The 25,238-nt window shown below is 74.0% G+C and carries 25 protein-coding genes; 9 read left to right on the plus strand and 16 right to left on the minus strand.

The window, feature by feature from the left end:
• The first annotated feature begins 140 nt into the window (after window positions 1–140).
• The 4 genes from JOF36_RS04445 (at window position 141) to JOF36_RS04460 (ending at window position 3,650) form a co-directional block, all read left to right on the plus strand.
• Complete coding sequence (locus JOF36_RS04445) at window positions 141–1,076, plus strand: PDR/VanB family oxidoreductase (RefSeq protein WP_307862208.1); 936 nt, start codon at window positions 141–143, stop codon at window positions 1,074–1,076.
• 34 nt (window positions 1,077–1,110) lie between these two features.
• On the plus strand, window positions 1,111–2,334 hold the full coding sequence (locus JOF36_RS04450; protein ID WP_210025142.1) for a cytochrome P450: 1,224 nt from the start codon (window positions 1,111–1,113) through the stop codon (window positions 2,332–2,334).
• Between the two features lie 118 nt (window positions 2,335–2,452).
• Window positions 2,453–2,926 (plus strand): hypothetical protein, encoded by a 474-nt coding sequence (locus tag JOF36_RS04455; RefSeq protein ID WP_245350685.1) that lies wholly within the window; start codon window positions 2,453–2,455, stop codon window positions 2,924–2,926.
• A gap of 322 nt (window positions 2,927–3,248) precedes the next feature.
• Window positions 3,249–3,650, plus strand: coding sequence for a hypothetical protein (locus JOF36_RS04460; protein ID WP_210025143.1), 402 nt, complete (start codon window positions 3,249–3,251; stop codon window positions 3,648–3,650).
• Between the two features lie 62 nt (window positions 3,651–3,712).
• Here the strand turns inward: JOF36_RS04460 and JOF36_RS04465 are convergent, their stop codons facing one another.
• The 11 genes from JOF36_RS04465 to JOF36_RS40700 form a co-directional block, all read right to left on the minus strand.
• The gene (locus tag JOF36_RS04465) at window positions 3,713–4,426 is read right to left on the minus strand and encodes an alpha/beta hydrolase family protein (protein WP_210025144.1); all 714 of its coding nucleotides are present in this window, start codon (window positions 4,424–4,426) and stop codon (window positions 3,713–3,715) included.
• Between the two features lie 32 nt (window positions 4,427–4,458).
• The gene (locus JOF36_RS04470; protein ID WP_210025145.1) at window positions 4,459–6,963 is read right to left on the minus strand and encodes a cation-translocating P-type ATPase; all 2,505 of its coding nucleotides are present in this window, start codon (window positions 6,961–6,963) and stop codon (window positions 4,459–4,461) included.
• Entirely contained in the window at window positions 6,960–7,523 is a 564-nt protein-coding gene (locus JOF36_RS04475) for a Chromate resistance protein ChrB (protein WP_210025146.1), read from the minus strand. The genes JOF36_RS04470 and JOF36_RS04475 overlap by 4 nt, the downstream gene beginning before the upstream one ends.
• 87 nt (window positions 7,524–7,610) lie before the next feature.
• Complete coding sequence (locus JOF36_RS04480; protein ID WP_210025147.1) at window positions 7,611–8,255, minus strand: aspartate/glutamate racemase family protein; 645 nt, start codon at window positions 8,253–8,255, stop codon at window positions 7,611–7,613.
• Between the two features lie 11 nt (window positions 8,256–8,266).
• Entirely contained in the window at window positions 8,267–9,619 is a 1,353-nt protein-coding gene (locus JOF36_RS04485) for an MmgE/PrpD family protein (protein WP_210025148.1), read from the minus strand.
• 2 nt (window positions 9,620–9,621) lie between these two features.
• The gene (locus JOF36_RS04490) at window positions 9,622–10,908 is read right to left on the minus strand and encodes an MFS transporter (protein ID WP_210025149.1); all 1,287 of its coding nucleotides are present in this window, start codon (window positions 10,906–10,908) and stop codon (window positions 9,622–9,624) included.
• A 156-nt stretch (window positions 10,909–11,064) separates the two neighbouring features.
• A complete protein-coding gene (locus JOF36_RS04495; protein WP_210025150.1) occupies window positions 11,065–12,498 on the minus strand; it encodes an MmgE/PrpD family protein in 1,434 nt (477 codons plus the stop codon).
• Entirely contained in the window at window positions 12,495–13,325 is an 831-nt protein-coding gene (locus JOF36_RS04500; RefSeq protein WP_307862209.1) for a cyclase family protein, read from the minus strand. The genes JOF36_RS04495 and JOF36_RS04500 overlap by 4 nt, the downstream gene beginning before the upstream one ends.
• The gene (locus JOF36_RS04505; protein WP_210025151.1) at window positions 13,322–14,206 is read right to left on the minus strand and encodes an HpcH/HpaI aldolase/citrate lyase family protein; all 885 of its coding nucleotides are present in this window, start codon (window positions 14,204–14,206) and stop codon (window positions 13,322–13,324) included. The genes JOF36_RS04500 and JOF36_RS04505 overlap by 4 nt, the downstream gene beginning before the upstream one ends.
• Window positions 14,203–15,399 (minus strand): CaiB/BaiF CoA transferase family protein, encoded by a 1,197-nt coding sequence (locus JOF36_RS04510; protein WP_210025152.1) that lies wholly within the window; start codon window positions 15,397–15,399, stop codon window positions 14,203–14,205. The genes JOF36_RS04505 and JOF36_RS04510 overlap by 4 nt, the downstream gene beginning before the upstream one ends.
• The gene (locus JOF36_RS40700; RefSeq protein WP_210025153.1) at window positions 15,396–16,199 is read right to left on the minus strand and encodes an IclR family transcriptional regulator; all 804 of its coding nucleotides are present in this window, start codon (window positions 16,197–16,199) and stop codon (window positions 15,396–15,398) included. The genes JOF36_RS04510 and JOF36_RS40700 overlap by 4 nt, the downstream gene beginning before the upstream one ends.
• A gap of 187 nt (window positions 16,200–16,386) precedes the next feature.
• Between JOF36_RS40700 and JOF36_RS04520 the strand changes: the two genes are divergently transcribed.
• From JOF36_RS04520 to JOF36_RS04530, 3 genes are read left to right on the plus strand one after another with little or no spacing between them, the layout of a single operon-like run.
• Window positions 16,387–17,778 carry an FAD-dependent oxidoreductase gene (locus tag JOF36_RS04520; RefSeq protein ID WP_210025154.1) on the plus strand — a complete coding sequence of 464 codons (1,392 nt, stop codon included), beginning with the start codon at window positions 16,387–16,389 and terminating at the stop codon, window positions 17,776–17,778.
• Complete coding sequence (locus tag JOF36_RS04525; RefSeq protein WP_210025155.1) at window positions 17,775–19,241, plus strand: dihydroorotase; 1,467 nt, start codon at window positions 17,775–17,777, stop codon at window positions 19,239–19,241. Before JOF36_RS04520 ends, JOF36_RS04525 begins: the two co-directional genes overlap by 4 nt.
• A 43-nt stretch (window positions 19,242–19,284) precedes the next feature.
• The gene (locus JOF36_RS04530; RefSeq protein WP_210025156.1) at window positions 19,285–20,247 is read left to right on the plus strand and encodes an aldo/keto reductase; all 963 of its coding nucleotides are present in this window, start codon (window positions 19,285–19,287) and stop codon (window positions 20,245–20,247) included.
• Between the two features lie 12 nt (window positions 20,248–20,259).
• Here JOF36_RS04530 and JOF36_RS04535 read toward each other — a convergent pair whose 3' ends face one another.
• On the minus strand, window positions 20,260–21,219 hold the full coding sequence (locus JOF36_RS04535) for a GlxA family transcriptional regulator (protein ID WP_307862210.1): 960 nt from the start codon (window positions 21,217–21,219) through the stop codon (window positions 20,260–20,262).
• A 123-nt stretch (window positions 21,220–21,342) separates the two neighbouring features.
• Between JOF36_RS04535 and JOF36_RS04540 the strand changes: the two genes are divergently transcribed.
• Complete coding sequence (locus JOF36_RS04540) at window positions 21,343–21,903, plus strand: hypothetical protein (protein ID WP_210025158.1); 561 nt, start codon at window positions 21,343–21,345, stop codon at window positions 21,901–21,903.
• 199 nt (window positions 21,904–22,102) lie between these two features.
• Window positions 22,103–22,951, plus strand: coding sequence for a DUF8692 domain-containing protein (locus JOF36_RS04545; RefSeq protein WP_210025159.1), 849 nt, complete (start codon window positions 22,103–22,105; stop codon window positions 22,949–22,951).
• Window positions 22,952–22,995: 44 nt separating this feature from the next.
• Here JOF36_RS04545 and JOF36_RS04550 read toward each other — a convergent pair whose 3' ends face one another.
• The 4 genes from JOF36_RS04550 to JOF36_RS04565 all read right to left on the minus strand — a co-directional run bounded on the left by JOF36_RS04550 (window position 22,996) and on the right by JOF36_RS04565 (window position 25,195).
• Window positions 22,996–23,238: a hypothetical protein gene (locus tag JOF36_RS04550; protein WP_372447362.1), complete on the minus strand. Its 243-nt coding sequence runs from the start codon at window positions 23,236–23,238 to the stop codon at window positions 22,996–22,998.
• On the minus strand, window positions 23,235–23,711 hold the full coding sequence (locus JOF36_RS04555; protein ID WP_210025160.1) for an Asp23/Gls24 family envelope stress response protein: 477 nt from the start codon (window positions 23,709–23,711) through the stop codon (window positions 23,235–23,237). The genes JOF36_RS04550 and JOF36_RS04555 overlap by 4 nt, the downstream gene beginning before the upstream one ends.
• Window positions 23,712–23,775: 64 nt before the next feature.
• Complete coding sequence (locus JOF36_RS04560) at window positions 23,776–24,249, minus strand: hypothetical protein (protein ID WP_210025161.1); 474 nt, start codon at window positions 24,247–24,249, stop codon at window positions 23,776–23,778.
• Between the two features lie 109 nt (window positions 24,250–24,358).
• Window positions 24,359–25,195 (minus strand): SAM-dependent methyltransferase, encoded by an 837-nt coding sequence (locus JOF36_RS04565; RefSeq protein WP_210025162.1) that lies wholly within the window; start codon window positions 25,193–25,195, stop codon window positions 24,359–24,361.
• Window positions 25,196–25,238 lie beyond the last annotated feature (43 nt).

A 25,238-nucleotide genomic window follows, 5' to 3' on the forward strand; every position in this document is an offset into this window, starting at 1 on the left:
TCGCATGCTCGGCACATCGGGGCAGGGAGGCCCTCGGGGGCCGGGACACCCTCGGGGGCAGAGACGCCCTCGGGGGCAGGGACGCCCTCGAGAACAGGGAGGACACAGTGGTCGGAACCCGCAGTCGTAGGACGGACGCCGTGGCGTCGGTCGTGGTGGTCTCCCGCTCGGCGGCGGCCGACGGGGTCGTGACGCTGGAACTGGCGGCCCCCGACGGGCGCCGGCTCCCGGACTGGGCTCCCGGCGCGCACATCGACCTGGTCCTGCCGAACGGCGTGACCCGCCAGTACTCGCTGTGCGGCGACCGGTGGGACGCGCACACCTACCGGATCGGGGTGCTGCGCGAACCCGACGGCCGCGGCGGCTCCGCCTACGTGCACGACCGGCTCGAGGTCGGCGACGTGATCGGGCTCGGTGGACCGCGCAACAACTTCCCGCTGGTCCCCGCGCAGCGCTACCTGTTCGTGGCCGGCGGAATCGGGATCACCCCGCTGCTCCCGATGATCCACCAGGCCGAGCTGCTGGACGTCGACTGGCAGCTGCTCTACGGGGGCCGGACCCGCTCGTCGATGGCGTTCCGCGACGAGCTCGCCCGCTACGGCGACCGGGTCCACGTCGTCCCGCAGGACGAGCACGGTCTGCTGGACCTGGCCGGGTTCCTCGGCGAGCCGCGCACGGACACCCGGGTCCTCGCCTGCGGCCCGGCGCCGCTGCTCGCGGCGCTGGCCGAGGTCACCGCCGACCGACCGGCGCACACGGTCCGCACCGAGCGGTTCGTCGCCGCCGACGCGGGCGCACCCGCCCGGGACACGCCCTTCGAGGTGGAGCTGGCCCGGCGCGGGGTGACCGTCACCGTCGGCCCGGAACGGACCGTGCTGGCGGCCGTCGCCGGGGCCGGGGCCGACGTGCTGTCGTCCTGCCGCCAAGGCACCTGCGGCACCTGCGAGACGGCCGTCCTCGCGGGCGACCCGGACCACCGCGACTCGGTCCTCGACGACGACGGGCGCTCGGCGGGCGACTGCATGCTCATCTGCGTGTCGCGCTCCCGCGGCGACCGGCTCACCCTCGACCTGTAGCCCTGGCGAACCCCGCCACCGACGGAGGCCCACCGTGACGCTCGCCGAGCACCCCGCCACCGATGTCCCCACCAGCGACGCCGACCCGTTCGGGCACGAGATCCTCGAGGACCCGACCCCCTTCCACACCGCGCTGCGCGAGGCCGGCCCCGTCTCGTACCTGAGCCGGTACGGCGTGTTCGCGTTCGGTCGCTATGCCGAGGTGCACGCGGCGCTCGTGGACTGGCAGGGGTTCCAGTCCGCGGCCGGGGTCGGGCTGTCCAACTTCCGGACCGAGGAGCCGTGGCGGCCGCCGTCGCTGCTGCTGGAGGCCGACCCGCCGCGGCACGACGCGCCCCGCCGCGTCCTGTCGGCCGTGCTCGGCCCGCGCGCGCTGCGCCGGCTGCGGGAGGGCTGGGCGGCCGACGCCGAGGCGCTCGTCGACGAGGTGCTGGCCCGCGGGCCCGAGTTCGACGCCGTCGCGAGCCTGGCCGAGGCGTTCCCGCTGCGGGTCTTCCCGGACGCCGTCGGTATCGGCGAAGCGGGCCGCGAACACCTGCTCCCCTACGGTGACCTGCTGTTCAACGCGTTCGGACCGCACAACGACCTCGTGGCGACGGGCCTGCCCCGGATGGGCGAGCTCGCGGGCTGGGTCGATGCGCAGTGCCGGCGGGACGCGCTGGCCCCCGGAGGGTTCGGTGCCGCCATCTGGGCCGCGGCCGACCGCGGCGACATCACCCACGACCAGGCTCCGCTGGTCGTGCGGTCGCTGCTCTCGGCCGGGGTGGACACCACGGTGCACGGGCTCTCCGCAGTGCTGCACGCCTTCGCCACCCACCCGGATCAGTGGGCACGGTTGCGCGAGCGGCCCGAGCTGGTCCGGGTCGCGTTCGACGAGGCGGTCCGCTGGGCGTCGCCGGTGCAGACGTTCTTCCGCACCGCGACCCGCGACATCGAGATCGCCGGTACCTCCGTCCCGGACGGCCGGAAGATCCTCATGTTCCTGGGCGCGGCCAACCGCGACCCCCGCCGCTGGGGTGCCGACGCCGACCGGTTCGACCTCGGGCGCGACCCCTCCGGGCACGTCGGCTTCGGCATGGGCATCCACCAGTGCGTCGGGCAGCACGTGGCCCGGCTGGAGGCCGAGTCGGTGCTGCGGGCCCTGCTGCGGCGGGTGGAGACGATCGAGCTCACGGGGCCGGCCCGCCGCCATCACAACAACACCCTGCGCGCCTGGGAGTCGATCCCGGTCCGGGTCCGCCCGGCCACCGGTCGCTGAGCAGGAGACACCGGGAACACACCGTCCGGCGCACCGCGCGCGCACATTCGGCGAACGGCACCGAAAAGATGAACACCCACACGGAAAGTAATGTCGCCGCACGATGGGGTTGTCGGGTTTGAACCTGCCGATTCGCGTCGTTACGTTGTTCCCAGCCGACACGGGCTCCCCCGCCTTTGTCAGCGTGTCGGCAGGTATCGAGGCCCCTGTCTCGAAACTCGTCAGGAGAAGAACTGTGCTGAAGAAGAAGGCCGGCATCATCGCCGCGACGTCCGTCGCGGGCCTGCTCGCGCTCTCCCCGCTCGCGTTCGCCGGCAACGACGACGGTGGCGCCATCGACAAGGACGCCAAGGGCGTCGTCGCGGGTGCGAACGGCAACAACGGCCAGGTGCCGGTCGAGGTCTGCAACAACAACGTTCCGGTCAACGTGCTGGGCGTCCAGGTTCCGGTCGAGGACGGGGCGGCGGGCAACGGCCTGACCGGCGGCGCCGGCATCGCGGGCGAGGGCAAGGCGAAGTCGGGCGACTCGGTCACCGACCAGTCCGACAACTGCGCCCAGGAGGCCGGCACCGGCGACGCGGTCGGCGGCTGATCTTCCTCGCATCATCGGCGTGCCCCGGGACCGCTTCGGTCCCGGGGCACGTTCGTGTTCGCGGCGGTTCCCGCCGGTCACCCGGCGTCGATCGCGGACCGGTGTCCCGGCAGATCTGCCGGAGAACAGATGAACCCGATCGTGTGAATAACGGAACGGAAAGTAGTTTCGGCACTCGATAGTGGTAGAGAAATTGTTTTCGGTGCTCCGCGGCGGATAGATTGCGGGGTAGTCGGCGCGGGCTCCCCCGTTTTTTGCCAGCGTGCCGGCAGGTATCCGGGGCCCTCCATGGGCGGGCTCGCGACTCACCAGGAGAAGAACTGTGCTGAAGAAGGCCGGAATCATCGTCGCGGCGTCCGCCGCCTCCCTGCTCGCCGTCTCCCCGCTCGCGTTCGCCGGCGACTACGCCGCCGAGAAGACCGACGACGGTGGCAAGCACCAGGGCGGCCACGACGGCAGCCAGATCGACAAGAGCGCCGAGGGTGGCCTGCTCGGCGGCCTGAGCGGCAACAACGTCAACGTGCCGATCCAGGTCTGCAACAACAACATCCCGGTCAACGTCCTGGGCGCGCAGGCGCCGATCGAGGACCTGGGCCTGCTGAACGGCCTCACCGGTGCCCTCGGCATCGCGGGCAGCGCCGAGACCAAGTCCGGCGACTCGACCACCGACCAGTCCGACAGCTGCGGCCAGGTCTCCGGCTCGGGCGACTCGATCAGCGACTGATCACAGCCCCGCCACCGTGCCCCCGTCGACCCCGGTCGGCGGGGGCACGGTCGTCTCCGGGGTCAGCCGGCCCCGGTGATCTCCGCGACGACCACGGGCCACGCCCCGGACAGCGGGTCCACGACGCCGAAGTGGTCGACCCCGGCCGGCGTCACCAGCCGGGTGGACGGGTGGCGTTCCACGTAGGACAGCGAGTTGGCGAGCGGGACGCGGTCGTCGGCGTCGCCGTGCACGATCGTCACCGGCCCGGGCGGCGTCGCCAGCAGTGCCGGGTCGAGCTCTGGGTGCCCGGCCGCCGGCCCACCGAGGTAGGCGCGCACCGCACCGTCGCCGAGGTTCTCGCGATCGCCGAGGCCGAGATCGCCGACCGGCGCCAGCGCGACCGTCCGGCGGACCAGGTCCGGCTCGGTCACCGCGGCGTGCAGCACCAGGTGCCCGCCCGCGGAGTGCCCGACCGTGACGACGGGGCCGGCGAGCTCGTACGCCGCGCGTAACCCGGCGCGGACGTCGGTCACCGCCGCGGCCGGGTCGCCCGGGATGCGGCGGTACTCCAGCGAGGCGACCGGCAGGCCGAGGCGGTTCAGCTCCGTCGCCATCGGACGCAGATGGGTGCGGTCGATGTGCGGCCGCCAGAACCCGCCGTGCACCAGCACGACCAGCGGGTGCCCGGGCTCGCCGTCGGGCCAGAGCTCCAGCACCTGGTCGGCGTGCTCGCCGACGGAGACCGTGCGCGGCGGCTCGGGGGCCGGCCGGCTCAGGATCGAGGGTGTGTCCACGGCCAGTGGTCTACCACCTTCCGGCGCGGTGATCAGAGGTGCGCAGGAGGAGGGGCCTGGCGCGCGCGGACGACCTTGCGCAGCTCGATCCACGACACGGCGACGATCGGGACCAGCACCGCGGCCGCCCACTCCTGCCCGCTCAGCGGTACCAGCCGCAGGGTGTCCCGCAGGACCGGCACCGTCATGATCGCGACGGTCGCCAGCGCGGTGACCACCGTCCAGGCCGGGAGGAACCGGTTGGACAGCAGGCCCGCCCGCAACAGTGGCGTGCGCTCGGTCCGCATCACCCAGGCCAGTGCCAGGTAGCCGGAGAGCCAGCTGACGAACGCCACCGTCTGCGAGGCCGTGACCAGGTACAACCCGCCGACGGCGACGAGCAGCGACGCGCCGCCGGCCAGCATGTCGGTCACCAGCGGCCGGTCCAGGAAGCGCGCCGCCGGGTCCCGGGGCCTGCGGTCCATCGCGTCGCGCTCGGCGGGCTCCGCGGCGAACGTCGCACTGCCTGCGATGTCCATGAACATCTCGAGAACGACGATCTGGATCGGTGCGAACGGGATCGCCAGGCCCGCGAGGACGCCGGTCGCGGCGGTCGCCACCAGGCCGATCTTGCAGGCCAGGTAGTACCCGACGCCCTTGCGCAGGTTGTCGTGCAGGGTGCGGCCCTCGTGCAGCGCGCGGGTGAGGGTGGAGACGTCGTCGTCGGCGAGGATCAGGTCGGCGGCGTCGCGCGCGACGTCGGTACCGAAGGACCCCATCGCCACGCCGACGTCGGCGCGCGCCAGCGCCGGGGCGTCGTTGACGCCGTCGCCGGTCACCGCGACGATCTCCCCACCGGCCTGCAACGCCTCGACCAGCCGCAGCTTGTGCTCGGGCGCCACCCGGGCGAACAGCGACGTCCGGGCGACGGCGTCGGCCAGCGCGGCGTCGTCGAGCCGGTCCAGGTCCCGGCCGGTCAGCAGGTGCTCGTCCTCGATCCCGACCCGGGCGGCGATCGCCCGCGCGCACGCCGGGTGGTCGCCGGTCACCATCAGCACCCGGATCCCGGCCCGCCGGACCGTCGCGACGGCCTCCGCGGCACCGGCTCGCGGCGGATCGGAGAGCCCCACGAGACCGGCGGGGAGCAGGTCGCGTTCGGCGTCGTCGATGGTCTCCGGGATCCCGGACGCGTGACCGGTCGCCACCGCGATCACCCGCAGCCCGTGCTCCGCCATCCGCTCCGCGCGGTCGAGCAGCGGCCGGTCCGCCACCCGACACCGGCGCAGGACCGACTCCGGTGAACCGGTCGTGATCACCAGCCCGTCGGCCAGCACCACCGTCATCGTCTCGCGCACCGGGTCGAAGGCGAAGCGCTGCACCGGCTCACCCGGCAGGACGAGCCCGCGCTCGCGCGCCGCCACCAGGAAGGCGACGTCGGTCGGGTCGCCGGACCAGCCGCCGTCCGGATCCGGGGTGGCCTCGGTACAGACCGCGCCGAGAGCGACCAGCTCGTCGGAGCCGACGCCGACCGGGACGGTCCGCGCGACCGCCATCCGGTTCTCGGTCAGCGTCCCGGTCTTGTCGGTCGCGAGCACCGTGACCGTCCCCAGCGTCTCGGCCGCCCGCAGCCGCCGGACCAGGCCGCGGCGCCGCGACAGCCGGTAGGCACCCAGTCCGAGGACCAGGCTGATGATGATCGGCAGCTCCTCCGGGACCGTCGCGAACGCCAGGGTCAGGCCGGTCAGGACCATCTCCCGCCACGGTTCGCCGGTGAGCACCCCGATCAGCGGCACGAGCACGCTGAACCCGATCGCCAGCGTCGCCAGGCCCTTCGAGAGATCGCGCATCGCCTGCTGCAGCGCGGTGCGGGGCGGCTTCGCGGCGAGGACGAGCCCGGTGATCCGGCCGAGTTCGGTGGCCGTCGCGGTGGCGACGACGACCCCGCGGCCCCGCCCGGCGACGACCGTGGTCCCGGCGAAGGCGAGGTTCGCCCGGTCGCCGAGATCGGTGTGGTCGTCGAGGACCCGGCGGGCGTCCTTCGGCGCGGCGACGGACTCACCGGTCAGCGCGGCCTCGTCGACCCGCAGGCCCCACGTCTCGGTCAGTCGCACGTCGGCGGGGACGCGTGCCCCGGCGGCGAGCGGGACGACGTCGCCCGGAACGAGGTCGTCGGCCGGAACGGACACCACCCGGCCGTCGCGCAGCACCGGTGTCGTCGGAGCGGTCAACCGGCCGAGCGCGGCGATGACCGACTTCGCCCGGAACTCCGCGAACACCTCGACCAGCACCACCGCGGCGATGATCACGACGATGGCGACCGTGTCGCCCGGGCGGCCCCAGATGCCGTAGAGCACCGCCACCGCGGCCAGCAGCAGCATCATCGGCTCGGTGATCTCGTCGGCGAGTACCCGCCAGAACGTCACCCGGCGCGGCTCGATCCGGCGGTTCGGGCCGAACCGGGCGAGCCGATCCGCCGCCTCCGCGGTGCTCAGTCCGTGCGCGGCGTCGGTGCCGTGGTGCTCCGCAACCGCGTCGACGGGTACGGAGTGCGCCTTCATTCCGCGCGCGGCGGGACGTCGGGTGCGACGCCCTCGGCCCGGTAGACGCCCGCGGTGAACGCGTCGAGCGCCCGGCGGCCACGGTCGAGCAGATCCTCGGCGTCCTTGAGCCGCTCGTCCGGGAAGAAGTCCCGTGCGGAGATCCTGGAGAGCCAGCCGGTGAGCCGGTCGAGGACCTGCTCGTTCTCCTCCAGCTCGGCGAACGAGAAGTTGTCCCGCGCCGTCTCCTTCTCCAGCTCCGCCAGCAGCGCGTGACCCCGCTCGGCGAACTCGGCGAACTCCTTGGCCCGTTCGCTACGGAAACGGGCGACGATGTCACCGTCGGTCCGCTCGTCGGCCCGGTCGATCTCGAGGGCGTACGCGGTTCCGCCGTTCTCGCGCACGTGGCCGACCAGGCCGTCGAAGAACGCGCGGTGCTCCGGGGTGCGGGGCAGCACCCAGGTGCCGTTCTGCAGGCCGACGGCGCCCGCCGCGCGGGCCCGGCGCCAGAGCGTCACCCGCGGGCTCGACGGCGACGCCGGCAACTGGGCGAGCAGGAGGACCCAGCCTTCGGTTGGCATGAGGCGACGCTACACCGATCACGCACGGCTGGTGCAACACATGTTTCACCGCCGTGGCGTCACTGCCGTGGTGTCACCGGCGTGGTGTCACTGCCGGGGAGCGGCACCGAGTGCGCCGAGCACGCCGAGCCCGGTCCGGATCGGGTCGAGCACCAGCGGCAGCCCGGCCTCGAGAGGGCCGACGTCGACCGCCGAGCATCCGTTCACCACCGCGGTCACCCCGGCGTCACGGGCGGCCTGCAGAGCGGGGCGCAGCGCGGCTGTCCAGCGCTCGGAGTCCTCGATGTCGGCGAGCTCCAGATCCAGCACCGTGACCCCGTGGAACGCCCCGGCCCACCCGTAGGCGGTGACCCGGTCCTGCAGCTCCGTGGCGATCGCCGCGTTCCGGGTGACCGCGGCGACCCGGTGCCCGGCGGCGACCGCGGCGCCGACGGTCAGCCGCAGCAGGCCCAGGGCGGGCCGTTCGCCGAGCCGGCCGCCGACCGGGACCCCGGGATCGAGCACGCAGTCCGGCAGCACGGCGTCGCACTCCGGAGCGTGTGTCAGGGCGTGGGCGACGAGCTCCTCCGAGCGGCGCACGTCGGTCGCGTTCTCGAGCGCGCGGGGGCCGTCGGCGCCCAGGTCGGACAGCACGACCCGCACGCCGGCCGGAGCGAGCGCGTCGTACCGGGCCTGGCGCCGGGCCACCTCGGCGGGCCCGACGGTGATCGGCGTGACGGCATGGACGAGCATGCGGTTCTCCTCTAGAAGCAGGTCGTGGCACCGAGGGCGCGCAGGTGCGCACCGGCGTCCGGCGCCGTGGGCAGTGCGACGCACCGGTCCCGCAGCGCGGCGACGACCTCCGGAGCGTCGAGCAGGTCGCCGAGGATGCGAGCACGGTCGTCGGAGTCGAAGGGATGGTGTGCGGCGTCGCCGACCGGGTTCGGGCGCTCGGCGACGAACCGGCCGGTCGTCGTCGTCACGGTGACCCGGGCCGGGCGCTCGGCCGGCAGCCGGGCGTCCAGGTCCGCGGCCGCCCGGACGGTCACCCTGCGGGCCAGCTCCGCCGTGACGGGATCGGCCAGCGCCTGCGGGGACAGGTCGGCCGGCACCAGCCGGCCCCGGCGCAGTGCCCCGGCGACGGCGAACGGCAGCGAGAACATCGCGGCCAGCGGGGTCGGCCAGTCGACGCGGTCGAGCGGTGCGCCGAGCGAGTGGATCTCGACGAGCACCTGCTCGATGTCACCGTCGAGCCGGCCGGTCAGGTCCAGGGCGGCGTCCACGGCGGCATGGGTGAACGAGCAGGACGAGTGCTGCTTGAAGTAGCCCCCGAGGATCTCCCAGCGCTCGCCGAGACCGTCGTCGAGCGCCGCCGGGTCGAAGTCGCCGAGCAGGTCACCGAGCGAACCGGCAGCCACCCCGGTCGGGTGGCCGGTCCCGGATGCGGCCAGCCGGGCCGCCGCGAGACCGGACTGGTTCGCCGCACCGACCCAGTGGTCGCGGACCGGGTTCCCGTCCAGCGCCGCGGAGAACGGCCCGGCGACCGGCAGGCCGCTACCCGCGTCGATCGCCGTCGCGGTGGCCCGCGGGTCGAGCCCGAGCACGCGCGCGCAGCCGGCTGCGGCGCCGGCGACGCCCCAGTTCCCGTGCGGGTGGGTTCCCGGCCGGAGCCGGGTGGCCCGCCCGAACCTGGCGGCGACCTCGTAGGCGGCGAGCAGCGCGCAGCACAGCTCGTCACCCGGTGTGCCGTGCTTCGCCGCGAGCGCCAGCACGGCCGGGAAGCCGTGCGCGGCCGGGTGGCCGCCGGCGAGCCGGTGTCCGTCGTCGAGCTCGAGCCGGACGGACGCGGTGGCATTGATCCACGCGGCGGCGTCGACCGCGACCGTGCGGCCCGTCCCGAACAGCGGGGAGGGGCCCGCGGGCGGGTCCCAGGCCTCGACCAGCGACTGCTGGGCGGGCTCGCGTGAGCCGAGGGTGGTGACCGCGACGGCGTCGACGAGCACGGTCACCACCCGCTCCCGGACCTCGGCCGGGACGTCGGCCCAGCGCAGGTCCGCGACCCACTCGCCGAGCCGTGCGACCGCTTCCCGGACGGCGTCCTGGTTCCGGTCGGTCATCGTCAGGCCCGGTCGCCTGCGGTCTGTGCCTCGTGCGCCGCCGCGGGGACCGGCTCGCGGGGGACGAGCAGCATGAGCAGCGCGCCGGCCACGGCCAGCCCGGCCATCACGACGAACCCGCTGGTGAAGCTGCCCGTGCTGGCCACGATGAAGCCCATCACCGAGGGCGCCACGATGCCGGAGGAGGCGAAGGCGGCATCGGCGAAACCGGCCGCGCTACCGGGCTGGTCGGGGGCCGCGTCGATGGCGGCGACCCACCAGATACCGCCGGTGACGAACCCGAAGCCGACGCCGAGCGAGATCGAGATCAGCGCGACGGTCAGGCCCGGCGCGATCGCCAGCGGCACCAGCGAGCACCCGGCCAGCAGCAGGGCGACACCCATGACCGCGAACCGGCTGCGGATGCGCGGGCTGCGGCGGTAGACGCGGTCGACGATGACGCCACCGGCGAGCGCGCCGACGATGCCGCACGCCCACGGCGCGATCGAGAACGAGCCGGCCTCCTTGACGCTGAGTCCGTAGGCGTCCGACAGGAACGACGGGAGCCAGTACATGAAGCCCCAGAACATGAAGCCCCAGGCGAAGTAGCCGCCGGAGACCACCCAGAGGTTGCGGTTGGTCAGCAGCGGACGCCACCGCACCCGGGAACGCCCCGGCCCGCTGTCGGCCTCCTGGCCCGCGCTGATCAGGTCCAGCTCGGCCTTGCTCACCCGGGACGACTCCTCGGGCAGGTCGCGCAGCAGGCCGACCGCGAGGAGCGCCCAGACGACACCGAGGATCGCCAGCGTCCAGAACATGCCGCGCCAGCCGAGCAGATCGATCAGCCAGGTCAGCAGCGGACCGGCGATCAGCAGGCTGCCCGAGACCGCGACCCCGCCGCACAGCGCCAGCGCGACCCCGCGTTCGCGGATCGGCAGCCAGCGGCTCACGGTCCGGGTCGCGGCCGGGAACGCCGGTGCCTCACCGATCCCGAGCAGCAGCCGGATGATCAGCAGGCCGGCGAACGAACCGGCGAGCGGGATCAGCGCCGTGGTGACCGAGAACAGTGCGACGGCGACGAGCAGTACCCGCCGGGTACCGAACCGGTCCACCAGCGGCCCGGACAGGAATGCGGCGACCATGTATCCGACCGAGAAGACCGAACTGATGATCCCGTACTGCGCGGTGGTGAGCCCGAACTCCTCCTGGAGCGGCTCGACCGCGTAGGCGACCGCGCTGCGATCGATGTAGTTGATGAGGATGAGGCCGACGATCAGCCCCAACGTCACGAAGCGGAACCGTGTACTCATGATCGCTTCCCTTGAATCGGATCCGCCTCTCGGGCGGATTCTATGTTCCGCTCCGCGGAACAATTCGGACTCCGTTGTCGAGCAATTCTCGGTTGACTTCGCTGATCAGGTCAATGATCTCTGTGTGAATTCCGGTTACAGCGCGGATACACAGGCTCAATTGTTCCGCTGAGCGGTACAATTCGTCGCATTCTGCAGTCCGGTCATCACCTCGGCGACCGCGCGGTCGTCGCGCAGGTCCCACAGCGACGCGACGATCGCGGTCGCGTCGCCCGGGGACACCGCGCGTTCGGCGTTCCCGGTGAACTTCGCGGCGAGCTCATCGGCCGACAGCGGCCGCTGCGGGCCGCCACGGTTCGCCGTCACCCGCTCGGTCACCGTGCTGCCGTCGGTGAGCTCGGCGGTCAGTACGGCGGGGAACTGGCGGGGGAAGCCCGCCGTCGCCTCGTCGTCGGCGACGACCCGGACCCGGCCTGCCAGATCGAGGCGCCGGGGATCGGCCGCGGCGGCGTCGGTGAAGTCCTCGTGGAACACACCGAGCCCGCCACCGCCGATCAGCGCCGCGGCCACGGTGTAGGGCCCGGAGAACGCCGCGTGGTACCCGGAGCGGGGCCGGGCCTTCTCCTCGACGGGCTCGGCGATCGTGCGCATGACCGGCGCGGGCACGCCCAGCACCAGTTCCCGGACCTCGTCGGCGGTCACGCCGCGCTCGCGCAGGCGCAGCGCCGCGTCCACCCCCGCGTGGGTGAAGTGGTTGCAGGGGTAGGGCTTGAAGAACACCCCGGGGGTCTCCCACTGCTCGCCGAGACCGTCGGTGACCCGCTCGGGATGCACCCGCTCACCGCAGAACGCGCGGAGGAACCCGAACCGGCCCTCGATCACCGTCGGCGGGCCGGTCAGGCCGTGCCGCGCCAGGTCGGCGGCGACCACACCGGCGTGCGCGGCCCAGCCGCAGTGCACCCGCTTGATGGTGCCGCCGGTGCGGTTGGCCTCGATGACCCCGGCGCCCATGCTGGCCGCGATGCCGACGACCGAGGTCAGCCGGTCCGCGTCGAGGCCCTGCAGCATCCCCGAGGCGACGGCCGCGCCGACCGCGCCGCAGATCGCCGTCGCGTGCTGGCCGTGCTCGAAGAAGACCGAGTTCCCCAGGTCCTCGTCGTAGCCGGCCATGCCCAGGCGGCAGGTCACCTCGATGCCCATCGCGGCCGCGGTCAGCAGCGCCCGGCCGCCCGCGCCGACCCGCTCGGCCGTCGCCAGTGCGGCGGGGACGACCGCCGCCGAGGGGTGCAGCACCGAGGGCAGGTGCGTGTCGTCGAAGTCGAGGCTGTGCGCCAGCGTGCCGTTGACCAGCGCCGCCGACGGTGCCGGCAGGCCCTGCGGCAGTCCGATCGCGGTCGCGGCGGGGTTGCCGCCCCACTCGGTGGCCACCGCTCCGGCGATCCGGGCGGGCTCCTCACGGGTGGCGGCCAGCGAGTTGCCGATCACGTCCACGATCCGCCGGACCAGGTCGTCGGCCAGCCGGTCGTCGACGCCCTCGGCGGCCAGCCGGGCGCCGACCTCGCCGATCCGCTGTGCGGGAGTGGTGCTCATGCCGGCACCACCGCCAGCGGGCGGACCGGGGCACCGGTGCCGCCGACGATCCGCAGCGGCGCGAACACCGCCAGGAACTCGCCGAGGCCGGCCTGCGCGGCGTCCTCGAGGGCGAGGTGCTCCACGATGTGGATGCCGTGCTCGACCAGCAGCACCCGGTGCACGGGCAGGACGCGGTGTCCGGCACCGGCCGGGATCTGCTCGTAGGCGGTGGTGTCCGAGCCGGTGGCGGCGACCTGGCGTTCGACCAGCCACTGCGCGCCCTCGACCGTCATCCCGGGCACGCCGGTCTCCTTGCCGACGTAGGCCGGTGCGTCGCCGAACAGCCGGCCCCAGCCGGTCCGCACGACGGCGACGTCCCCCGGGCCGGGCTCCGCACCCGCACGCTCGGCGGCGCGCGCCAGGTCGTCGGCGGTCACGCCGTAGCCGGGCTCCAGCACGTCGACGCCGTGCACGGCCGCGATGTCGAGGAACACCCCCCGGGTGACCATCGGCGGGATGGTCTCCGCGCCGTGCACGGCGTGCTTGCCGCCGCGCTGGGCCTCGGCGGCGTCGACCCCGCCGTGCAGCATGCCGTCGTGGCTGACGTGGGCGAGCGCGTCGATGTGGGTCCCGGTGTGCCCGCCGGTCACGATCACCTCGTTCGAGGCCGAGCCCCCGTCCGGGCGGACCGCGTCGCCGTGCCGGCGCTCCAGGGTCATCCGGAAGCCGGGGTGGTTCGGCGAACCCGCCATCCCGGTGTAGAGCGGGTGGCCGAGCTCGATCACCCGGGTCCCGGCGCGAACGGCGTCGAGCAGGCCGGTGCCCGCGGTGGTGGAGGTGGTCACGAGGTCTCCTTCCCGGCCGTGACACCGGCCGGTTCGTGGTGGTCGGGCGGGGTGTCGCCCAGCGAGTCAGCGAGGTCGAGCACCCAGCGGGCCCCGGCGACGACGGCGGGATCGACGAAGCGCCCGCGGTCGTCGACCCAGGCGGCGGAGCCCGCGGCGTCCACCGAGTCGAGCAGGGCGCGGGCCCGCTCGATCTCGGCGCGGTCCGGGGTGAAGGCGCGGTGCACCGGGTCGATCTGCCCCGGGTGGATCACCGAGCGGCCGAAGAACCCGGAGTCGCGCAGGGCGGCGCTGTCGGCGGTGAGCCCGGCGCGGTCGGCGAGGTCGGTCCAGACACTGGCCACCGGGCTGGGCAGCCCGGCGGCCCGGTTCGCGGTGACGATCCGGGCCCGGGCCCAGGCGAGCTCGCGGCGGTCCCGGATCCGCAGGTCGGCGGCCAGGTCGGTCTCACCGGGAGAGACGCCTGCCACCAGCGGGTGGCACTCGGCGAGCTCGAACACCCGGCGCAGGCCGCGCGCGCTCTCGATCAGCAGGTGCAGCGGGGCGCCCGTGCGCTCGGCCAGCGCCGCGACGGCCGCGGGTTCCTCGGCCTTCGGTACACGCAGCCCGGCGACGGATCCACCGGCCGGTGCGGCGAGCGCTGCGGCGTCGGCGTCGGCCCACGGGGTGCCGGACCCGTTGACCCGCACCCAGACCCGGTCCGGCTGCTCGGCGCACGTCGTCACGGCGGTCTCGCGGGCCTCGTCCTTGTGCGCGGGCGGCACCGCGTCCTCGAGGTCCACGACGACCGCGTCCGCCGGCCCGGCGAGGGCCTTGCGGACCAGGTCGCCGCGGTGACCGGGCACGTAGAGCCAGCTGCGGGCCCGGCCGACGGCGGTCACACGACTCCCTGCGACCGCAGCTGCTCGAGCTCCTCGTCGCCGACCCCGAGCCCGCCCAGGATCTCGGCGGTGTGCGCGCCCAGCCGCGGTCCCGTGGTGCGGACCGAGCCGGGGGTCTCGGACAGCCGGAACGGGGTGTTCTGGAAGCGGACGGGGCCCAGCTCGTCGTCGTCGATCGTCACGATGCTGCCCAGCGCGTTGAAGTGCGGGTCGGCGAGCACGTCGGCCGCGGTGTAGATCGGGGCGACCGCGGCCTCAGCCTTCTCGAACGCCTCGACCACCTCGTCCCGGTCCCGGGCGGCGATCCAGGACCCGACGGCGGCGTCGAGCTCCTCGACGTGCTCGGCCCGGCTCGCGCCGCTGGCGAACCACGGCTCGTCGATCAGCTCGGGCGTCCCGACCAGCCGCATCACCCGCTCGGCGATGGACTGGGCGCTGGTGGACACCGCCACCCACCGGCCGTCGGCGCAGCGGTAGGTGTTGCGCGGGGCGTTGTTGGTGGAGCGGTTGCCGGTGCGCGGCTGCAGCTCACCGAGCTGGTCGTAGGCGATCAGCCCCGGGCCGAGCAGGTGCAGCAGCGGCTCGATGATCGCGGTGTCGAGCACCTGCCCGCGGCCCGTGGTCTCGCGGGCGCGCAGCGCGGTCATGATGCCGAAGGCGGTGGTCATCGCGGCGACACCGTCGGCCAGGCCGAACGGGGGCAGCGTGGGCGGGCCGTCGGGCTCACCGGTCATCGCGGCGAACCCGCTCATCGCCTCGGCGAGCGTGCCGAACCCGGGGCGGCTCGAGTACGGGCCGGTCTGCCCGAACCCGGTCACCCGGGCCAGCACCAGCCGCGGGTTGCGCGCGGACAGCTCCTCCCAGCCCAGCCCCCAGCGCTCCAGGGTCCCCGGCCGGAAGTTCTCGATCACCACGTCGGCATCGGCGGCGAGATCGAGGAACAGCTCGCGCCCGCGCGGGGTGGAGAGCACGAGCGTGATCGCACGCTTGTTGCGGGAGAGCATCTTCCACCAGAGCCCGACCCCGTCCTTCTGCGCGCCGTGGGTACGGGCCGGGTCGCCGCGCGGGTGCTCGATCTTGATCACGTCGGCGCCGTGGTCGCCCAGCAGGGTCGCGGCCAGTGGTCCGGCGAACAGGGTGGAGGCGTCGAGGACCTTCAGTCCCCCCAGCGCCGCCGGGTCGTCGTGGCTCATGAAGTCCTTCCGATGGGGGTGGGGAGGGCGCGTGCGGGCGTGGTGCCGCCGAGCCGGGCGGTGACCCGCTCGGCGGTCTCGATCAGTTCCGGGGCGGTCGCGGCGACGAACTCGTCGGTGACCCGGAAGCGCGGGCCGCACACCGACACCGCGCCGACCAGGCCGCCGGGGCCGAACACGGGCGCGGCGACCGAGCCGGCGTCGCCCTGGCGCTCACCGGCGGAGGCGGAGTAGCCGCGCTCCCGGATCCGGTCCAGCTCGGCCCGCAGGGCGACCGGATCGGTGGGGGTGGAGGGGGTCAGCGCGGCGAGCTCGCCGTCGAGCAGCCGCTCGATCTCGTCCGGCGCCGAGTGGGCGAGCATGCACTTGCCCGACGATCCGGCGTGCAGCGGGAACCGGCGGCCGAGCTCCACGGACATGGTGATCTCGTGGGTGCCGACGACCTGGTCGAGGTAGACGCGGCCACCGTGCACCTTCGCGCTGATGGTGACCGTCTCGTGGAACCGGTCGCGCAGCTCGGCCAGGAACGGCAGGGCACTGGTCCGCAGGTCCGAGTCGCGCAGTGCCCGGCTGCCCAGTGCGGCCGCGGCCGGGCCCAGCCGGTACTCCCGGCTCGCCGGGTCGTAGGCGATCAGGCCACGGCCGGTGAGCGACTGCAGGATGCGGTGCACCACGGCCTTGGAGAGCCCGAGCTCGCGGGACACCCGGCTCACCCCGAGGGTGGGCGGCCCGTCGGTGAACAGCAGCAGGACGTCCGCCACCCGCTCGGTGGCGCCGGTGCCCCCGGTTGCTTCCGTCACGCCGTCTCTCCCGTCGTCCGTACCGTCGAACGGAACGAGACTGGGCTGGCGACCTGCGCTGTGTCAAGAATATTCGCGATCTCTCTTGCATCACCGCAGGCAGACTGCTCTTATCGGAATATCGGCAGCAACAGGAGCTGTTCCGCTGAAAGGAACATTGAGCTTCGGCTCGATGCAAGGAGGGACGATGGCGATCGACGTCGATCTGGTTGTCGCCGGCGCCGGGGGCGGACTGACGGCCGCGGTCCGGGCGGCCGAGCTCGGCCTCGAGGTGCTGGTGGTGGACTCCGACCCGAACTTCCGCCGGGGCAACAACACGTCGATGTCCACCGCGATGATCCCCGGGCCCGGATCGCGCTTCCAGGCGGCCGCGGGGATCACCGACTCACCGCAGCTCTTCCTCGACGACATCACGCGCAAGACCGGCGGGTCCGCCGACATGCGGATCGCCTCGGCCCTGGCCTGCGTCGGCGCCGAGCTCGTCGAGTGGCTCGCCGACCACGTCGGGATGCCGATCGAGCTGCCCACCGACTTCGCCTACCCCGGGCACTGCGTACCCCGGGTGCACAGCGTGCCCGGGCGGCACGGGTCGTCGCTGCTGCGCCACCTGCTCGACGCCGTCGAGCGGGACGAACGGATCGACCTGCTGGTCCCGGCCCGGCTCACCGCGGTGCGGCCCGGGCCGGACGGGAGCCGGGTCGCCGTCGTCGAGAACCCGGACGGCGAGCGTGAGGAGATCGTCACCCGGGCCGTGCTGCTCGCCACCAACGGCTACGGCGCCGACGCCGCGCTCGTCGCGTCCCACCTGCCCGAGATCGCCGGTGCGCACTACCGCGGCGGCGAGCACTCCCGCGGTGACGCGCTGCGGATCGGCGCGGAGCTCGGCGCCGCCACCGGCTTCCTCGACGCCTACCAGGGCCACGCCGCCCTCTCTGCCGCCGCGCAGACGCTGGTGACCTGGACCGCGGTGATGCACGGCGCCGCCGTCGTCGACACCGGGGGCCTGCGCTTCGGTGACGAGACCACCGGCTACTCCGAGTACGCGGCCACGCTCGCCGCCCGCCCGGGCGGCCGGGGCTGGATGGTGTTCGACGAGCGCATCGACGGGCTCTGCCGTGCCTTCGGCGACTACCAGGACGTCCTGAGCGCCGGTGCGGTGCGCGGCGGGGACACGGTCGCCGGGCTGGCCGCGACGATCGGCGTCCCCGCCGACGTGCTGGAGTCCGAGCTCGACGCGCTGGCCGGGGTCGCGTCCGGTGCGCAGCAGGACCGGTTCGGCCGCGCCACGGTGACGCCGCTGCGCCCGCCGCTGCGCGCCGTCGAGATCGTCCCGGCGCTGTTCCACACCCAGGGCGGGCTGCTCGTCGACGAGCACGCCCGGGTGCTCGACACCGCCGGGGACCCGGTCCCCGGCCTGTACGCCGCCGGTGGCGCCGCCGCCGGCATCTCCGGCCACGGCGCGGCCGGCTACCTGGCAGGCAACGGCCTGCTCCCCGCGCTGGGCCTCGCCTACCTCGCCGCCGGGCACCTCGCCCGGACGGCCACCACCCGATCCCTCGCCCCGGAAGGTGCCCGATGACCCGACCCGACCTGATCATTCGCGACGTCCGCGTCGTCCGTCCCGGCGGCGCGGAGCCCGTCGCCGCCGACATCGCCGTCACCGACGGTGTCGTCTCCGAGGTCGGCGCCGGCCTGGCCGCTCCCGAGGGCACCGAGGTGCACGAGGGACGCGGCCGGCTGGCCTTCCCGGGCGTCGTCGACGCCCACCAGCACTGGGGCATCTACAACGAGCTGTCCGAGGACACCGCTCTCGAGAGCCGGGCGTGCGCGCAGGGCGGTGTGACCACCTCGCTGACCTACATGCGGACCGGTCAGTACTACCTCAACCGCGGCGGCCCCTACTCCGAGGTGTTCCCGGAGGTGCTCGCCGCCTCCGAGGGCCGGTCCTACGTGGACTACGCGTTCCACCTGGCGCCGATGCAGTCGTCGCACATCGACGAGATCCCGGCCCTGGTCCGGGAGCACGGCGTGACGTCGTTCAAGATCTTCATGTTCTACGGGAGCCACGGCCTGCACGGCCGCTCGACCGACCAGAGCGACTTCCTGATGATCCCGCAGGGCGAGCGCTACGACATCGCGCACTTCGAGTTCGTGATGCGCGGGATCCAGGCCGCCCGGGAGGCGAACCCCGAGATCGCCGACCAGATCTCGCTGTCGCTGCACTGCGAGACCGCCGAGATCATGACCGCCTACACCCGGCTGGTCGAGGAGGAGGGCACGCTGTCCGGCCTGGAGGCCTACAGCGCCTCGCGCCCGCCGCACTCCGAGGGTCTCGCCGTGACCATCGCGTCCTACCTGGCGCACGAGACCGGGCTGCCGACGATCAACCTGCTGCACCTGTCGTCGGCGAAGGCGATGGAGGCGGCCATGCTGATGGCGAAGACCTTCCCGCACGTCGACTTCCGCCGCGAGGTCACCATCGGGCACCTGCTCGCCGACGTCACCACCGCCGACGGGGTCGGCGGCAAGGTCAACCCGCCGCTGCGCCCGCGGGCCGACGTGGAGAAGCTGTGGGAGCACGTGCTCGCCGGCGACGTCAGCTGGGTCGTTTCCGACCACGCGTGCTGCAAGGAGGAGAAGAAGTTCGGCGACGACGCCGACGACGTCTTCGCCGCGAAGTCCGGCTTCGGCGGCGCCGAGTACCTGCTGGCCGGTCTGGTCGGTGAGGGCCGCAAGCGCGGGCTGTCGTACTCGACGGTGGCGGAGCTCGTCTCCACCAACCCGGCCCAGCGGCTCGGGCTGCCGACCAAGGGCGACATCGCGCCCGGGTTCGACGCCGACATCGTGCTGGTCGACCCGGACCGCTCCTTCGTCGTCGATCCCGCCCTGTCGGAGTCCACCCAGGAGTACACCCCGTTCCGCGGGATGGAGATCGGCGCGACGGTCGAGACCACGTTCCTGCGCGGGCGGCCCGTGTTCGACGACGGCAAGATCGTCGGCGAGCCGCGCGGCCGGTACCTGCACCGGCCGACCGGCCGCTGAACCTGCCGGGCGGGTCGAGCGGGTGGCGGGGCAGGCTGGTGCCATGTCCCACCCCGCCTCCCGGCTCGGCCTCGGCCTGGCAGCGATCGCCCGCCCCGCGTACATCACCTCCGGCCGCGCGTCCGACCTCGGCGCGGACCGCGACGTCGCCACGCTGCGCGCCCGCACCCGCGCGTTGCTCGACGCCGGCCGCGCGGCGGGCATCCGCTACCTCGACGTCGCGCGGTCCTACGGCCGCGGCGAGGAGTTCCTGGCCGGCTGGCTGGACGACCACCCGGAGATCGACGACGTCGAGATCGGGTCCAAGTGGGGCTACCGCTACGTGGGCGGCTGGCGGATGGACGCCGAGAAGCACGAGATCAAGGACCACTCGCTCGACGCGTTCACCGAGCAGTACGCGCAGAGCCGGGAGCTGCTCGGTGACCGGCTCGGCATCTACCACGTGCACTCCGCCACCGTGGACACCGGCGTGCTCGACGACGCCCGCGTGCACCGGGCGATGACCCACCTGCGCGACGCCGGGATCCGGGTCGGCATCTCCACCTCCGGTCCGGCACAGGCCGACGCGATCCGTCGCGCCCTCGACGTCCGGGTCGACGGTGCGCCGCTGTTCACCTCGTTCCAGTCCACCTGGAACCCGCTGGAGCCCTCGGCCGGGCCGGCGCTCGCCGAGGCCGCGGACGCGGGCGCCCGGGTGATCCTCAAGGAGGTCTTCGCGAACGGCAGGCTCGCTCCCGGCGGCGACGACGGCACCCCCGGTGCCCGGGCCGCCGCGGCACTGGCCGAGCGGCTCGGGCTGGGGCCGGACCAGGTCGCCGTCGCCGCCGCGCTGGCCAACCCGTGGGCGTGGCGGGTGCTGCTCGGGCCGGTGTCGACGGCCCAGCTGGAGTCCAACACCGCGGCCGCGGAGCTGACCCTCCCGTCCGGTGTGGACGACGAGCTGGCCGATCTCGCGGAGCAGCCGCAGCAGTACTGGGCGACCCGGTCGGCGCGGGCCTGGGCCTGACCGGGCGCGCGGTCAGCGGCGCTGCGTCGCCCGGAACCGGGACGGCGACATGCCGTAGCGGTCCCCGAACGCCGCCCGCAGTGTCTCGCCCGACCCGAGTCCCGACCGTCGCGCGACCAGGGACAACGGCAGGTCGGTGGTGCTCAGCAGCTGGGCGGCGGCCTCGACCCGGATCCGCCGCACCACCCGGGCCGGGGTGTCCCCCAGCTCGGCGGCGAACAGCCGGGTCAGGTGCCGGGTGCTCACCCCGGCACGGGCGGCGAGCGCTCCGGTGCCGAGATCGGCGTCCGGGTGCGCGGTGGCGTGGTCGACGGCCGCGCGGACCAGCGCGTCGTCCGGGTGCGGCACCGAGGTGAACATGCTCGCCTGGGCCTGGTCACCCGGTCGCTGCAGATAGGTGACCAGCTCCCGGGACACCCGCCGCGCCAGCTCGGGCCCGTGGTCCTCCTCGACGAACGACAGCGTCAGGTCCAGTGCCGAGGTGACGCCGCCGGAGGTGGCGACGTCGCCGTCGCGCAGGAAGATCGGATCGGGGTCCACGGTGACCCGGGGGAACCGGGCGGCGAGCTCCGCGGCGAAGCGCCAGTGCGTGGTCGCGGTCCGCCCGTCGAGCAGCCCGGCCGCCGCGAGCAGGGTGGCGCCGGTGCAGACGCTCGCGGTCCGCCGGGCGGTGGCGGCGATCCGGCGCAGCTGCTGCAGACCCGCCCGGTCCGCAGCCGCGGACCGGTGCCCGGTACCCCCGGCGACGACGACGGTGTCCACCGGTGCGTCCCAGTCCGTCAGCCGGGAGCGGACGACCAGCTCGACGCCGCCGTCGCAGGGCACCACCGGCCCGGCGAGCGCGGCGAGGGACACCCGGTACGGCGGCTGAGCCCGGTGCTGGTTCGCCATGGCGAGCGTGCTGGTCACCGAGGTGACGTCCAGCGGCTCGACGCCCTCGTAGACGACGACCAGCACCGCACGCTCCCGCACGGTGCGCAGGGTAGGTCCTTCCGGACCGGAACCCCAGCGATCCGGACGCGATCGGCCTGCACAGCCCGCCGGCATGCCCCGGTGCGGTACCCCTGCGGGGTATCCGATCCGAGGAGGTCCGCCATGGCCGGCATCGCCGTACCCGACCGCCGTCCGCTCGCCCGGCGGGTGCTGGAGCGCTGGCCCGCGGTGGCCGGTGCCGGCGTCGCCGTGCTGAGCGCGTCCACCGGGGACGGGGCCGCGCCGGTCCTGGTCGCCGCCGGCTTCGTCTACCTCGGCGCGGCCGCGCTGCGCCGTCGCACCGCGGCCTGGCCACTGTTCTGGGCGAGCTTCGTGCTGATCGCCGCGGCCCGGTTCGTCCCGGGGCTCGACGCGGTCTGGTCCCTGCTCGCGGTCGCGGCGGTGCTCGCCGTCGCCGGCCTGCTCGGGGGTGCGGCGCGTCCGGTGACAGGCCTTCCGGTGCAGGCGGCGGCGCTGCTGGTCGTCGGTGCGGCCGCGGTGGCCGCAGCCTCGGCGTCCCCGCAGGTCGCCGCGTTGCTGGTCGCCGCGGGGCTGTTCGGTCACGCGGGCTGGGACCTCTGGCACCACCGCACCGGCCGCGTCGTCTCCCGCTCGCTCGCCGAGTTCTGCGGGGTGCTGGACGCGCTCCTCGCGGTCCTCGTGCTGTGGGTGACCTTCGGGTGACCCTCGTGCATTCGGGTGATATCGGGTGCACCACCGGGCGCGGTCCGTTCCCCCATCGGTAGGCGCTCGTTTACCTTCCAGCCACCTGACGGCCGACGACCCGACGCCCACCCCTAGCCTCTGTGTTGCCGAACAGCGCGGAACCGCGGGGGACGCGGCCGAGCGGATCGATGAGCCGGCTGCGCAGAAGGAGGGGGACATGACCGCCCAGCACCACCTGGACCGGCAGCAGTCACGCAGCGCGGACGACGATCCCGCGACCGAGGTGATACCGCGCGTCGAGCAGTCGGAGCCGCCGTCCGCGGCCGCCCCGGCGCCGGTCGAGCCGTCGCCCGAACCCGAGGTGCCGGCCGGCGCGCCGCACCTGGCACTGCTGCGCCCCTCGAGCGTCGTGAAGGTCGCGGGCGGGTTGACCGCGGTCCTCGTGCTCGCGCACTTCGCCGCCGCCGTCTACGGCATCGGCCGGCCCGGCTTCGAGATCCCGGCGGCGATCCGCCTCGGCAACGAGCTCAACATCTCGACCTGGCTCAGCTCGGCGATGCACCTGACGAACGCGGCGATCCTCGCACTGATCGCGGCGAACTCGGTCCGCCGCGAGCGGTGGAAGTGGATCCTGCTCAGCGTCGCCTGCGCGGTGGTGGGCATGGACGAGACCGCCGCCAACCACGAGCACGTCGGCTGGATCATCCACACCACGTTCGGCACGAGCGGCTTCCTGACCTACGCCTGGATCATCCCGGCGGGGATCGCGGTGGCCGTGGTCGCCGCGCTCTGCCTCCCGATGATCCTGCGTCGCCCCGGCGCCTACATCGTCGTCGCCGGTGCCGCGATGTTCGTGCTCGGCGCGGTCGGGCTCGAGTCGATCGGTGGCGCGGTCTTCGAGCAGAACGGCGGCGACGTGAACGCCTTCGGCTACAGCGCGCTCGCCGGCACCGAGGAGTCCTTCGAGATGATCGGTCTGGTCATCGCGATGGCCGGGCTGATGCGGATGGCGGGCGGCAGCGGCCTGCGGATCGCGGGCACGAGCTTCGTCGACCGCTCCCGCTGAGGGTTCGACCGGGCCGGGTCACCTGAGGGTCCGACCGGGCCGGGTCACCGGACCCGGCCCCGGTCGCGGCCGCGCCCGGTCAGGCCGGAGCGCTCCGCCAGCTCGGTGATGTCCAGGCCGCCGTCCACCCACCGGCCGACGACCAGCCCGATCGCGCCGAGGACCAGGGCGACGAGGAAGCCGCCGAAACCGCCCGCCACTCCGGCGATGCCGAGCAGGAGCCCGGCGAGCAGGCCGATCTGGGTGTTGTGCGCGGGCATCGAGATCACGTCCTTCGGTGTGTTCACGCCACCCGCGACGGGCTGTTGTCGATCGGCTTGGGCTTCGGCTCGTCGTCCCGGTCGTCGTCGTCGCTCGGCAGGTGGACGTCGTCGACCGAGATGTTGACCTCGACGACCTCGAGCCCGGTCATCCGCTCCAGGGCGGTGATCACGTTGCGACGCACGGCCTTCGCCAGGTCGGCGATGGAGACCCCGTACTCCACCACGACGTTGATGTCGACGGCGGCCTGCTTCTCCCCGACCTCGACCGCCACGCCCTGCGAGGCGTTGGTCGTACCGCCCGGGATGCGCTCGCGCAGGGCGCCGAAGGCGCGGGCGGCGCCGCCGCCGAGCGCGTGGATGCCGTTGACCTCGCGCGCGGCCAGGCCGGCGATCTTGGAGACGACGGCCTCGGCGATCCGGGTGCTGCCGTGCTCGGACTGCAGGGCGGAGGGCGTGCCGGTGGTGACGGGTGCCTTCGATTCGGTGCTGCTGCTCATGTGACGTGGGAGGCCTCGAGCGGGCCGAACCTCACGCCCGAGCCGGTGTGACGATGGTCACAGGTCAACGCGGGGGCAGGCCGATCGTCCATCCGGTGACGTCGCGCATCGCGATCTGCCAGCACGCAGGCTCGACGTAGTTCGGCCCGGCGGCCGCGGTCGGCACGATGAGCGCGTCGGTGAAGTAGATCCACCGGATGTCCTTGACCGGGATGTCCTTGCCGGGCCGGTCGTCGCCCCGCCCGTCGGCCATGTCGAAGAACATCTGCGTCATCGCGTCGACGGACTCGTTCCGCTCGTGTGCCGCGGTCAGGTGGCGGAGCTGGTCCCCGAGGCGGCGCAGCCAGAACGCGGGATGCACGGCGTTCCCGAACACGAGCCCGGCCGGGGTGGCGACGGTGAGCGGCACGCTGTTGCGCTCGTCCCGGTAGGTGACCGACAGCACGGCCTGCAGGTAGCTCGGCGCGCACAGCTCCGGGACCGTCACCACCCGTTGCGCGTCCGCCATCCCGGTGGGTCCGTCCGCGTCGGCCGCCATGTCCGGTGACGCTAGTCCGGCTTCCCAGGTGCGGACAGGTCCACGTCGCCCTGACGAGAAACCGCCGTGTGGTCTAGTGCGAGGGCCGCCATCCGGCCGGGACGGGTACTCAGAAGTGCCGGGAGCGCGCCGGGCTGTCGATCTCCGGGCGACGCGGGGCCGGGACGCCGCGGATCTGCTCGCCGGCTGCCGGGACCGGAGCGACGATCACGTCGAACCGGGCCCCCGCACCGCCCGGGCCGACGCCGTTGCGGTGCTCGTGCACACGGACGTCGTGACCACGCGCGACGGCGGCGGCCCGCAGGCCGTCGTGCACCCGGTCGGCGGTGCCGGCCTGGCCGAAGTCGCCGCGGTAGTGGTACGCGAGCAGCGTCCCGCCCGGGCGCAACCGGTCCAGCAGCGCCGAGATGCCGACCCGCAGCGTGACCGGTTCCCAGTAGTAGAGGACGTCGGTGCAGACGATGAGATCGAACGTGCCGTCCGGCATCTCGCGCGGCAGCGTGCGCCGGACGAAGGTCCCGGACGGCACCCGGGTCGCGGCCCGCTCGACGGCCGCGGTGCAGATGTCGACGCCCAGCAGCGCGTCGGTGTGCCCGGCCAGCCGCACGGAGAGATCGCCCTCGCCGCAGCCGACCTCCAGGGTGCGGCTGAAGCGGCGCCCGGCCAGGGCGTCCATGACCGTGCCGTACTTCTGCTGCTCGTAGGGGTTCAGCCCGATCCCGTACGGGTCGGGGCGCCGGTAGAGCCGGTCGTGCGTGCCGCGGCCCCAGCCCGGCTGCCACAGCCAGGTGGCCCGAGCCCAGCGCGGATCGCTCTCCTCGCGCCCCACCCGGGCGAGCGCCCGCAGCGGGGCCGCGGTCGTCCGGATCCCGGCGCTGACCGTCAGCCGGGCGGCCCTGCGGGCCAGGTCGGCCATCGACGGCCGGACGGTGCGGGGCTCGGTCATCGGGGCTCCGGTCTGGGTGGGGGCGGTGACGACCGGTGCATCG

It is taken from the genome of Pseudonocardia parietis (assembly GCF_017876315.1).
In the GTDB taxonomy this organism is placed as follows: domain Bacteria; phylum Actinomycetota; class Actinomycetes; order Mycobacteriales; family Pseudonocardiaceae; genus Pseudonocardia; species Pseudonocardia parietis.